At 74.2% G+C, this 11,153-nt stretch carries 12 protein-coding genes and 1 pseudogene; 8 read left to right on the top strand and 5 right to left on the bottom strand.

All coding sequences use genetic code 11. The features are described from left to right. Nucleotides 1–514: pseudogene (locus Acit_RS04540) on the top strand (hypothetical protein); the annotation flags it as partial. A 6-nt stretch (nucleotides 515–520) separates the two neighbouring features. Here Acit_RS04540 and Acit_RS04535 read toward each other — a convergent pair. Then, entirely contained in the window at nucleotides 521–955 is a 435-nt protein-coding gene (locus Acit_RS04535) for a hypothetical protein (RefSeq protein WP_248106183.1), read from the bottom strand. Between the two features lie 114 nt (nucleotides 956–1,069). Between Acit_RS04535 and Acit_RS04530 the strand changes: the two genes are divergently transcribed. The 5 genes from Acit_RS04530 to Acit_RS04510 all read left to right on the top strand — a co-directional run bounded on the left by Acit_RS04530 (nucleotide 1,070) and on the right by Acit_RS04510 (nucleotide 6,729). After that, nucleotides 1,070–1,756, top strand: a complete 687-nt coding sequence (locus Acit_RS04530) for a class I SAM-dependent methyltransferase (RefSeq protein WP_248106182.1) — start codon at nucleotides 1,070–1,072, stop codon at nucleotides 1,754–1,756. An 11-nt stretch (nucleotides 1,757–1,767) separates the two neighbouring features. Further along, nucleotides 1,768–3,291, top strand: coding sequence for an FAD-binding oxidoreductase (locus Acit_RS04525; RefSeq protein ID WP_248106181.1), 1,524 nt, complete (start codon nucleotides 1,768–1,770; stop codon nucleotides 3,289–3,291). After that, on the top strand, nucleotides 3,288–4,544 hold the full coding sequence (gene serA / locus Acit_RS04520; protein WP_248106180.1) for a phosphoglycerate dehydrogenase: 1,257 nt from the start codon (nucleotides 3,288–3,290) through the stop codon (nucleotides 4,542–4,544). Before Acit_RS04525 ends, serA begins: the two co-directional genes overlap by 4 nt. Nucleotides 4,545–4,721: 177 nt before the next feature. Beyond that, nucleotides 4,722–6,434 (top strand): L,D-transpeptidase, encoded by a 1,713-nt coding sequence (locus tag Acit_RS13500; protein ID WP_248106179.1) that lies wholly within the window; start codon nucleotides 4,722–4,724, stop codon nucleotides 6,432–6,434. Nucleotides 6,435–6,468: 34 nt separating this feature from the next. Beyond that, entirely contained in the window at nucleotides 6,469–6,729 is a 261-nt protein-coding gene (locus tag Acit_RS04510) for a DUF3039 domain-containing protein (protein ID WP_248106173.1), read from the top strand. 12 nt (nucleotides 6,730–6,741) lie between these two features. Here the strand turns inward: Acit_RS04510 and Acit_RS04505 are convergent, their stop codons facing one another. From Acit_RS04505 to Acit_RS04495, 3 genes are all read right to left on the bottom strand, one after another. Next, nucleotides 6,742–7,599, bottom strand: coding sequence for an ABC transporter permease (locus Acit_RS04505; protein ID WP_248106171.1), 858 nt, complete (start codon nucleotides 7,597–7,599; stop codon nucleotides 6,742–6,744). Next, on the bottom strand, nucleotides 7,596–8,591 hold the full coding sequence (locus Acit_RS04500) for an ATP-binding cassette domain-containing protein (RefSeq protein WP_248106169.1): 996 nt from the start codon (nucleotides 8,589–8,591) through the stop codon (nucleotides 7,596–7,598). The genes Acit_RS04505 and Acit_RS04500 overlap by 4 nt, the downstream gene beginning before the upstream one ends. A gap of 131 nt (nucleotides 8,592–8,722) precedes the next feature. Beyond that, nucleotides 8,723–9,022, bottom strand: a complete 300-nt coding sequence (locus tag Acit_RS04495) for a hypothetical protein (protein WP_248106167.1) — start codon at nucleotides 9,020–9,022, stop codon at nucleotides 8,723–8,725. A gap of 230 nt (nucleotides 9,023–9,252) precedes the next feature. Here Acit_RS04495 and Acit_RS13495 point away from each other — a divergent pair, with 230 nt between their 5' ends. Together Acit_RS13495 and Acit_RS04490 are read left to right on the top strand one after the other, a co-directional pair. After that, nucleotides 9,253–9,375, top strand: a complete 123-nt coding sequence (locus Acit_RS13495) for a hypothetical protein (protein ID WP_312709571.1) — start codon at nucleotides 9,253–9,255, stop codon at nucleotides 9,373–9,375. Further along, the gene (locus Acit_RS04490; protein ID WP_248106164.1) at nucleotides 9,372–10,595 is read left to right on the top strand and encodes an alpha-hydroxy acid oxidase; all 1,224 of its coding nucleotides are present in this window, start codon (nucleotides 9,372–9,374) and stop codon (nucleotides 10,593–10,595) included. The genes Acit_RS13495 and Acit_RS04490 overlap by 4 nt, the downstream gene beginning before the upstream one ends. Before the next feature lie 36 nt (nucleotides 10,596–10,631). Here Acit_RS04490 and Acit_RS04485 read toward each other — a convergent pair whose 3' ends face one another. Beyond that, nucleotides 10,632–11,144, bottom strand: coding sequence for a (2Fe-2S)-binding protein (locus Acit_RS04485; RefSeq protein ID WP_248106163.1), 513 nt, complete (start codon nucleotides 11,142–11,144; stop codon nucleotides 10,632–10,634). Nucleotides 11,145–11,153: the final 9 nt, after the last annotated feature.

Below are 11,153 nucleotides of genomic sequence, written 5' to 3'. Positions count from 1 at the left end.
CGAGGCTGGCCACGTGACCGGCCCCGCGGCGCCTGGCACGCCGGGCCCCGAAGAGAGCGCCCTCCCACCCGAGCCGCCCCTGCCGTTCGTCCTGACCCGGCGGCCCCCGCCGGTCGCCGAGCTGGTGGTCGCCTCGGTGGTCTGCATGCTGGCCGGCGGGATCTACCTCGCGTCGTCCCTGCCGGGCCGCCCCCCGCTGGCGCCGGCGATCGGGCTGGTGGCCACCGGAGCGCTCCTCACGGGCCTGGCCCTCGTGACCCTGGGTCGGGCCCGGCGCATGGACTGGGGACGGTTCCGGCAGGTGGTCCGCTGGGCCCTCGTGGCCTACGCAGCCTTCGCCGCCATCCTGGTCTTCGTCTTCGTGAAGGATCACACGAGCGGTGGGGTCCTCGGGGTCCTCGTCGCCACCTTGGTGGTCTTCGCCGTCGACGTTCCCCTCGTGCTGGCGTTCACGGTGGCCTGGTACCAGCAGCCCCGGGACCAGTCGGCACCCGAGGGACCAGGCGGGCCCTAGGCCAGCTCAGAGCTGGACCGGGACGTAGTTCAAGTGGGTGGTGTAGGCGAAGGCCTCGCCCCCGCCGAACCACAGCCAGCGGGCTGCCCGGTCGGCCGCGTCCTGGCCCCGGACCGGCACGGCGACGGCCGTCCGACCGCCCCGCAGGGCGTCGGCCAGGATGGTCAAGTACTCGACGTTCGTGGAGAAGACCCACACCATGACCCGGAGCAGGGCGCCGGTCAGGCCCTGGATCGGTTCGGTGGGGTCCAGGAAGCGGGCTCCCTCCTGCCCGTCGAACCACCAGCAGCCCCGGGTGTCGAGTACCCCGGCGGCCGCCGCCCCGGCCAGGGCCTCCTCGGCGGCCGCTCGGTCCTCGAACACGGCGAAGAGCCGGTGGCTGGGCGGCACCAACCGCCGCAAGGTTCCCAGGGCTCCTGCCCCGTCCGCTGACCGGCGCATCTGCCCCTGCCTCCCATCCGGCGGCTTCGGCCTCGGCCCCGACGCTACCGGACGGATCGCCGAAGGAGGCTTCCTGGGCCGCCGGCGGGCGAGACGACGTGGGAGGATGCTGCCGTGGCGCGCTCCCTGGAGCACCCGGGCTTCGCCCGGACCTATCTGGCCCTCTGTCGCACCGCGGAGCGCTTGGGGGCAGCACCCGGCCACCGCCGCCTCCTCCGGGGCCTCGAGGGGCGGGTCCTCGAGCTCGGCCCCGGCCCGGGCAGCACCTTTCGGGCCTACCCGGCCGAGGTCGAGGCGGTGGTGGCCTTGGAGCCCGAGCCGCTCCTGCGGGCCGCTGCCCAGCAGGCCGCGGCCCGGGTCTCCCAGCGGGTCGTGGTGGTCGCCGGGGTCGGGGAGGCCCTGCCCCTCGCCGAGGGCTCCGTCGACGCCGTGGTGAGCAGCCTGGTCCTCTGCTCGGTCGGGGACCTGCCCGCCGTGGTGGCCGAGATCCGGCGGGTCCTGCGCCCCGGAGGGGTCTTCCGCTTCGTCGAGCACGTCCGCTCCCCGAGGCCGGCCCGGGCCCGTGTCCAGGCGGGCCTGGGGCCCCTGTGGTCGAAGGTGGCCGGCGGCTGCCACCTCGACCGGGACACCCCGTCAGCGCTCCGGGCCGGGGGCCTCGAGCTGTCGTGGACCCGTCGCCTTCCCTTCGGGCCGGCCGACGTGCTCGGCCTGCTGGCCCCCTTGGTCCTCGGGGAGGCCCGTCGTCCCCTCGTCGAGGCCTCCCCGACCCCGATCCCGGGGGGGTCGGGACCCAGCCGGTAGGCTCCGGCGCCGTGCCGCCGCCCCGTTCGCTGCCCGCCGGTCTCCTGGCCGAGCTCAAGGCCGCGCTCGGGGAGCGCCACGTGCTCGTGGACCCCGAGGTGCTGGCCGGGGCCAGCGTCGACTGGACCGGCCGCTTCCGGGGCCCGGCCAGCGGGCTGGTCCGCCCGGGTAGCACCGAGGAGGTGGCGGCCGTGGTGCGGGCCTGTGCCGCTGCCGAGGTGCCCCTCGTGGTCCAGGGCGGCAACACCGGCCTCGTCGGGGGCAGCGTGCCCCCGCCCCCCGAGGGGGACCGGCCGGCTCCCCTCGTGCTCTCGACCCGCCGTCTCGACGCCATCGGGCCGGTCGACCAAGACGCTGCCCAGCTGACCGCTGGTGCCGGTGCCACCCTGGAGGCCGTCCAGGAGGCGGCCCGGAACGCCGGGCTCCGCTTCGGCGTGGACCTCGCCGCCCGGGGCTCGGCCACGGTGGGCGGCATGGTGGCGACCAACGCCGGGGGCCTGCACGTGCTGCGCTACGGCCCCATGCGGCACCAGGTCGTGGGGGTCGAAGCGGTCCTCGGGGACGGGTCGGTCGTCTCCCGCCTCGGGGGCCTGCTCAAGGACAACACCGGTTACGACCTCTCCCAGCTCCTGGTGGGGGCCGAGGGGACCCTCGGGGTGGTCACGGCCGTCCGGCTCCGGCTCCATCCCCAGCCCCGGTCGCGGGCGGTGGCCCTGGTCGGGTTGGGCGGCACCGCCGACGCCGTGGCCTTGGTGGGCCGTCTTCGGCGAGCCGGCGCGCCCCTGTCGGCGGTCGAGCTCTGCTTCGCCGAGGGCGTGGCCCTGGTCTGTCGGGCCGCCGGCCTGCCACCCCCCTTCCCCGGTCGGGAGCCACCGGCCCTGCTCGTCGTGGAGCTCGAAGGGGAGCAGGAGCCCCTCGCTCTGCTCGAACCGCTGATCGGGGACCCCGGGGTCCACGACGAGCTCACCGCCGTCGCCCTCGACGACGGCCAGGCTGCCCGACTCTGGGCCTACCGCGAGCGGCACACCGAGGCGGTGGCCACCGTGGGGGTGGCCCACAAGCTCGACGTCACCTTGCCCCTGGCCGAGCTGGCCGCCTTCGAGGCCGAGGTCCGCGGGGTCGTGGCTCGGGTCGCCCCCGACGCCACCCTGGTCCTCTTCGGCCACGTGGGCGACGGGAACCTCCATGTGAATGTGGTTGGGCCGCCTCCCGACGACGACCGGGTCGACGACGCCGTCCTGCGCCTCGTCGCCCGCTTCGGGGGCTCCATCAGCGCCGAGCACGGCATCGGCCGGGCCAAGGTCCCGTGGCTCCACCTGTCGCGCTCCCCCGCCGAACTGGCCGCCATGGCCGCCCTCAAACGGGCCCTCGACCCGGCCGGGATCCTGAACCCGGGCGTCCTCCTCCCCGCCGCGCCCATATTCTCGACATTGTCGACTGGAGAGGTCGGGAAAACTGTCGAGGGCGGGCCCGGGGTGCCTAACCTCGACGACGAGGGACAGGGAAAGGCCCTGTCCCCTGAGGAGGCGAGATGACCGACGGCGACCGAGGCCACGAGGCCGGCCCACGGCGGGCCCTGCTGCTGGAGAACATCCACCCCGACGCCGTGGCCGTGCTCCGGGGAGCGGGGTTCGAGGTGGAGACCGAGCGCGGCGCGCTCTCCGAGGACCAGCTGGTCGAGCGGCTGGCCGACGTCAGCGTGCTCGGCATCCGCTCTCGGACCCAGGTGACCCGCCGGGTGCTCGAGGCCGCCCCGCGTCTGGCCGTCCTCGGCGCCTTCTGCATCGGCACGAACCAGATCGACTTGCCTGCAGCGACCGAGCGAGGCGTGGCCGTGTTCAACGCACCCTTCTCCAACACCCGCAGCGTGGTGGAGCTGGCCATCTGCGAGATCATCGCCCTGACCCGCCAGCTCACCGACAAGAACGCCAAGATGCACGCCGGGGTGTGGGACAAGTCGGCCACCGGTGCCCACGAGGTCCGGGGTCGGCGGCTCGGCATCGTCGGCTACGGCAACATCGGCAGCCAGCTCTCGGTGGTGGCCGAAGCCATGGGGATGCAGGTCCTCTTCTACGACACCGCCGAGAAGCTGGCCATCGGCAACGCGCGGCCCTGCGGCTCCCTCCACGAACTGCTCGAGTCGGTCGACATCGTGACTCTCCACGTCGACGGTCGGCCGGCGAACCGCCAGCTCTTCGGCGAGGAGGAGTTCGCCCGGATGCGGCCGGGCAGCATCTTCCTCAACCTCAGCCGCGGGTTCGTCGTCGACCACGAAGCCCTTCGGCGGCACCTCGTCTCGGGCCACCTCGCCGGGGCGGCCATCGACGTCTTCCCCAAGGAGCCCGCCGGGCCCGGGGAACCCTTCGAGTCCGAGCTCCGGGGCCTGCCGAACGTCATCCTGACCCCCCACATCGGCGGCTCGACGGAGGAGGCCCAGCAGGACATCGGGGGTTTCGTCGCCGGCAAGCTCGTCCGCTACCTGACCGAGGGGACCACGACGCTGAGCGTGAACCTGCCGGGGCTCAGCCTGCCGGCCCCGGACAGCGGCTGCCGGCTGCTCTACGTCCATCGCAACGTCCCCGGCGTCCTGGGCCAGGTGAACTCCCTCATCGGGTCGTTCGGGGTGAACATCGACGGGGAGGTCCTCGGCACGAAAGGGGAGATCGGCTACCTCATCGCCGACATCTCCTGCGGCTGGCCCGACGAGCTCCTCGAACAGCTCGCCCACCTCGACTGCACCGTCGCCGTTCGGGTGGTCACCCTGGGCAGTGGGCCGGCCGACTCGTAGGGGTTCGGCTGGCCGCATCGCCCGGCAGGGCCGGTGCGCTCAGGGAGGCCAAGGCCCTGACCGCGATCCGGACCGGCCAGGCACTACCCTGGAGGGGGTACCGGCGGGCCCGACTGCCGGTGGCGGCGCCGCCTCCCGAGGGGGCGGGGCAAGGCTTGGGGCGAGGCAGGGGGCGTCGTGACCGAAGTGCTCAGCCGACCGAGCGTGACCGACCCCGGTGGGCCCGGTGGGCGGCACCTCCGCCGAGGACGTCCCGTAGGCGGCACCGCGTGGTACCGCCAGGGGCGCTGGCTGCTGCTCGGGGCCGGGGTCCTGGTGGTCGCCGGGGTCGTCGTGCTCCTCGCTGTGGTCCTCTGGCCCCGTGCCAGCCTCGGCCGGGGGACGACCGGGCTCGCGACCCTCGAGCTGCGCGGTTCGGGGACCAGCTTCGCCCGGGCAAGCGCCACGGTCGAGGGGCGGACGGTCCCACTGGTCGACCGCCGCGGCCAGCTGGTCCCGACCGCTGCCCTGCCCGCTGGCCGTCCGGTGACCGTCGTCGCGGTCGCCCGGGTCCCCGGGTGGCTGTCGTGGCTGGCCGGCAGTACCCGAACGAGCAGGATCACCCTGACCACGCCGGCACCCCGGGTGGCCAGCCAGGTCGTGCTCGTGCAGCCTGGCGCCCACCCGACCGTGAGCTTCCAGGAGCCGGTCGGCGTGGTCCGGTGGTCGGGCGACGGGACCGGCGGCACCGTGCGGCTGGCCGCGCCGAGCCGTTCGGTGAGCCTCGACCTCGCCCTGGCGGCGCGGGGAGCCGCCAGCGTCCAGGTCGAGGCCCAGATGCCCTGGGAGACGTCGACCAGCCCGCAGACGGTGACGGTCTTCGCCGGCCAGGGGGCCATGGCCTTCGTCACCCCGGCGCCGGGAACCCCGGACCTGACCCCGGGGCAGCCGATCGTCCTGAGCTTCTCCGAGCCGCTGCGGACCCTCTTCGGGAACCGGCAGCCGGTGATCACCGTGGCGAAGGCCGACACGCATCCGGCCGGGCACTGGCGGGAGGAGGGGCCCAATACCCTGGCGTTCGTCCCCGCCCCCGGGGCGATCTGGCCGAACCAGACCCTCGACGTCGAGCTCCCGAGGTCGGTCGAGTTCGCCGGGACGGAGCAGGGGAGCGGACGGCAGGTCCAGCTCGAGACGGTCGACGGGTCGGTCCTGCGGGCCCAGCAGCTCCTCGCGTCCCTCGGCTACCTGCCCCTGACCTGGACCCCGAGCCCCGGCCAGACCACCCCGACCACCCTGGCCGCGCAGGACGCGCTCGCCACCGACCCGCCGTCGGGCAGCTTCGGTTGGCGCTGGGCCAATACCCCGAGCGGGCTGCAGGCGCTCTGGGTGCAGGGCAGCGACTCGGTCATGACCCGCGGGGCGATCATGAACTTCGAGCACGTCGAGGGCCTCGACCCGGTCGGGTTCGCCAACCCCCTCCTGTGGCCGACCCTGGCGCAGGCCGCATTGGAGAACAAGGTCAACCCGGACGGCTACAGCTGGGTGGACGTCACGGAGTCCCTGCCCGAGCAGCTCGTGCTCTGGCACAACGGCCAGGTGGTCCTCACCTCGCTGGCCAACACCGGCATCCCCCAGACCCCGACCGACACCGGCACCTACCCGGTCTACCTGCGGCTGCAGTTCCAGATCATGCGGGGGGTGAACCCCGACGGCACGCCCTACGCCGACCCGGTGCACTGGATCAGCTACTTCAACGGCGGCGACGCCGTGCACGGCTTTGTCCGGGCCTCCTACGGCTTCCCGCAGAGCCTGGGCTGCGTCGAGTTGCCGGTGCCGACGGCCAAGGTCGTCTGGCCCTATCTCCACATCGGTAGCCTCGTGACCGTCCAGAGCCAGCCCCTGTCGGTCTGACCGACGGGTCCCGACGCAGCCGGAGGGACGAAGCGTGAGCCAGATCGAGGTGCTGCCCGAGGAGCGGGTCGAGCCCCGGACGACCACCCCGAGCGAGGACGGCGACCACGAGCGCATGGCCCACATCGTCGACGAGCGCTTCGGCACCGTCGCCGAGGCCATCGTGAACGGCACCCCGTGCGTGGCCCTCTGCGGAAAGGTGTGGGTGCCCAGTCGGGACCCCAAGCGCTATCCCCTGTGCCCGACCTGCCGGGAGGTGGCCGAGGCCCGGGGCTGGCCGGTGCCCCGCAGCTAGCGCCGAGGGGGATCAGGCCCGGCGATAGGCCCGGACGGCCAGGGGCACGAAGACCCCGACGATGCCGGCCAGCCAGACGGCGCTCTCCCAGCCGTGGAGCACCAGGGGGCCGCCGACCGCCAGCGCTCGCAGCTCGTCGATGACGATGGTCACCGGTTGGTTCTTGGCGAAGGCCTGCAGCCAGCCCGGCATGGACTGGACGGGCACGAAGGCCGAGCTCACGAAGGTCAGGGGGAAGAGCCAGATGAGCCCGAAGGTCCCCACGGCCTCCTCGTCCCGGATGGCCAGCCCGATGAAGCCCGCCACCGTGCAGATGGCCAGGCCGAAGGCCACCGCCAGGGCCACCATGCCGATGGCGTCCCCGGGCCCCGTCCGGAACCGGAAGCCGACCGCCACGCTCACCGCCAGGAGGATGAGCATGGTGACCGTCAAGCGGACCCCGTCGGCCAGCAGACGGCCCACCAGCACCGCGGAGCGGGCCATGGGCATGGCCCGGAAGCGGTCCACCACCCCCCGCTGGATCTCCCGAGCCAGGGCGAGAGCGGTGGAGAACGAGGCAAAGGCGGCGCTCTGCCCGATGATCCCCGGCGTCAGGTAGTTCACGTAGCCGCCCGGGATCCGCACATGGATCGCCCCGCCGAACACGTAGCGGAACAGCAGCACGAACATCACCGGCTGGATGACGCTGAAGAGGACGAAGGTCGGCACCCGGGTCCAGACCAGCATGTCCCGGCGGGTCAGGGTCAGGGCGTCCCCCAGAGCCACCCGCAGCCGACGAAGCGGTCCGCTGCGTTGACCCGGCCGGGGCGACGGACCCGCGGGCGGCCGTGGCGGGCGCAGGCCGGGGTCCCGGACCGGCGTGGCACTCATCGCCGAAGCTCCGGCCCCACCGCCTGCTCGGCCCGGTGGCCGGTCAGGGTCAAGAAGACATCGTCGAGCGAGGGGCGGCGCAGGGCCAGGCCGTCGATCGTCAGCCCGGCCTCGTCCAGGCGGCGAAGAGCCGCCACGACGGCGGCGGTACCGGCCCGCCCAAGAGGCAGGCTGAGGCGGGCTTCCTGCTCGTCGAGGACCGGCGGTCCGTCGCCCACCCCGATCAGCAGCTCGGCCGCCTCGGTCAGGCGGGCCGCCGGGACGACGGCGAACTCCAGGACGGCGCCGCCCACCCGGTCCTTCAGGGCTTCGGGGGTGCCGGCGGCGATGACCGTGCCGTGGTCCACCACCACCACCTCGTCGGCTAGGGCGTCGGCTTCCTCGAGGTACTGGGTGGTGAGCACCAAGGTCGTTCCCCCGGCCACGAGCTCCCGGATGACCCCCCAGAGGTCGAGCCGGCTCTTGGGGTCCAGGCCGGTGGTCGGCTCGTCGAGGAACAGGACCGCCGGAGCGCCCACGAGGCTGGCCGCCAGGTCCAGGCGCCGCTGCATGCCGCCGGAGTACGTCCTGGCCCGACGGTCGGCAGCCTCCGCCAAGCCGAAGCGCTCCAGGAGCTCCTCGGCGCGCGCCCGTGCCCGGCGGCGGCCGAGGTGGGCGAGGCGTCCGATGATCTCGAGGTTCTCGCGGCCGGTCAGCTCGTCCTGGATGGCCGTGCTCTGACCAGCGAGGCCGATGAGCTCGCGCACCTCGCCGGCCTGTCGCACCACGTCGAACCCCTCGATGGTCGCCTGGCCCCGGTCGGGGCGCACCAACGTGGTCAGGATGCGGACCGTGGTCGTCTTGCCCGCACCGTTCGGACCCAGGAGCCCGAGGACCGTGCCACGGGCCACCTCGAAGGACACGTCCCGCAGCGCCTCGACCGTCCCGAAGCGCTTGCCCAGCGACGACACCGCAACGGCCGGGCCGTTGTGGTCGGCACCCGACCCGGCCATGCCACCGCTCCTTTCCGCTGGATTCGGGGGGTCCGCCGGCCTGCGGGTCGAACGGTCCGCCGTCCGACCGACGGACGGAGTCTAAACCCCCAGCTGGGAAGGAGACGAGGAGACCTGGCGCGACGGTCGGCTCAACGGTCCTCGCCGGCCCCGGAGAAGGCCGCTCGCCGCCGGAGGTGCCGCCACCCGGCCACCGCCCCGGCGACCGCCGCCAGCACCAGTCCGACGAGCAGGCCGCCGATCGCCGAGATCGGGGTGTTCGTGGAGTCCAGTTGCGCCTGCGAGACCCGGACGCAGTGGGCGCTCGTCGCGCTCACGCAGGCGGTCACCGTGGGGCTGTGGCTCCCGCCGACCAGCACCAGGGCCACGACGCCGGCCACGAGCAGCACGGACGCCACGCCGACCAGCCACCGCAGTGGAACAAGCCTCATCCGGTCTCCCTCCTTGACCGCCACCGTTGCTTCCGTGCGCCCCACGCACCCCCGACGGCGGTTCCGCCCCCACCTGTCTGCGAGGGACACTCGCCACTGCCCGGCAGACCGGCGGCGCATCCCCTGAACGGACAGTAGCGCACAAGTTGCCAAACGTCAAGCACATTGCGTGAGCATGATCGTGCCGTGGGTCACGCGTGGCGTGGCGGTGGCGGTCCCCGGACCCGGCCGTGGCGCGCTACGGTCGCCCGCGGGCCGGGGTCGAGGACGAGGTGGTGGAGAGGGAGCCGATGGGGCGGCGCCAGCGAGCAGCGGGGGTCCGGGCCGAGGCGGCGGGGGCGGTCGGGCGGTGAGCGCACGACGCCTGGGCAGCCTGCTCGCCACCTGGGCCGGGCCCGCCGGTCAGCGGTGGCGACCCCTGGTCGGGGTGGCCGACGCGCGGGCCCGTGCCCGCCGGGTCCTGCCCCGGGTGGTCTTCGACTACGTCGACGGCGGGGCAGACGACGAGTGGACCATGGCGGCCAACGAGGCCGCCTGGCGGTCCTTGACCCTCGTGCCACGGTTCGGGACCGGCATCACCGACGTCGACTTGGGCACGGAGCTCTGCGGCTCTCGGCTGGCGCTGCCGATCCTCCTGGCTCCCTGCGGGCTGGCCCGGCTCCTGCACCCCGATGGCCCGGCCGGGGCGGCCCGGGCCGCGGCCGCCGCGGGCACCTTGGCGGTGCTGAGCGCCGTGGCCGGGTCGCCCTTGGAGGAGGTGGCGGCTCGCGCCCCCGGGTGCCGGCAGTGGTTCCAGCTCTACGCGCCGACCCGCGCCGAGGCGGCGGCACTGGTCGAACGAGCCGGGGCCGCGGGCTACGAGGCCCTGGTGGTGACCGTGGACACCCCGGCGCTCGGGAACCGGGAACGCGACCGGCGCAACGGGGTCGTCCCGCCCCTGCGCCTGGACGCCCGTCAGGCCATCGCCCTCGGCCCCCAGGTCCTGGCGCGGCCAGGCTGGGCGCTGCGGATGCTGGCCGACGGGGTCTCCTTGTTGCGGTCGCCTCGACCGGCCGGGCCGGGCAGCGGACCGGGACGGGGTCCTTTGGCGGCCGCCAGCACCATCTCCCGTCTGGCGTCCCCCTTCACGTGGGCCGACGTGGCGTGGGTCCGGGAACGCTGGCAAGGACCGCTGCTGGTGAAAGGGATCCTCACACCGAGCGACGCCCGCGCTGCGCTGGACTCGGGAGCCGACGGGCTGGTGGTGTCGAACCACGGGGGCCGACAGCTCGACGGCGCCCCGGCCACAGCCCAGGTCCTGCGGAGCGTCGTGGCCGCCGTCGGGGACCGAGCGCCGGTCCTGGTCGACGGGGGCATCCGCCGGGGCAGCGACGTGGTCCGCGCCCTCGCCCTTGGGGCCAGGGCCGTCCTGATCGGCCGCCCCTACCTCTGGGCTCTGGCGGCCGGCGGTCAGCCGGCCGTCGAGGACCTGCTCGGGGTGCTGGCCGCCGAGCTGACCCGGACCATGGTGCTGCTGGGGCGCGCCTCGCTCCGGGAGCTCGGTCCCGAGGTTTTCCTGGAGCCACCGACCTGAGGGCCGGGGGCCGCTACCACCTGGTCGGGCCGAGGGCTAGGAGCCCGAAGCCGACGAGGACCCCTGGCGGAGCAGCTCGGCCGCCCGCTTGATGGCCTGGCGGATCCGGACGTAGGTCCCACAGCGGCAGACGTTGCGGATCTGGTCGATGTCGTCGTCGGTCGGGTCGGGGACCTGAGCGAGCAAGGCAGCCGCCATCATGATCTGGCCCGCCTGGCAGTAGCCGCACTGGGGGACGTCCAGCTCCAGCCAGGCCTGCTGCACCGGGTGGAGACCACCGCCCGGCCAGGTCGCCGCCAAACCCTCGATGGTGGTCACCGAGCGGCCCTCGATGGCCGAGACCGGGGTGGAGCAGGTGGCGAAGGCCACCCCGTCGACGTGGCAGGTGCAGGCCCGGCACTCGTCGAGCCCGCAGCCGTACTTCGGGCCGGTCACCCCGAGGAGGTCCCGCAGGACCCAGAGCACCCGGAGATCCGGGGGGCAGGTGACGGCGACGGGCTGGCCGTTCAGGGTGAAACGGAAGGTCTGGGCGGGCGTGGCGCCGCTCATGGGTCCTCC

The sequence above is a fragment of the Aciditerrimonas ferrireducens genome (assembly GCF_023130475.1).
In the GTDB taxonomy this organism is placed as follows: domain Bacteria; phylum Actinomycetota; class Acidimicrobiia; order Acidimicrobiales; family UBA8190; genus Aciditerrimonas; species Aciditerrimonas ferrireducens.
The sequence above is the reverse complement of the archived record's forward strand: the minus strand, read 5'-3'. Positions and strand labels throughout refer to the sequence as shown.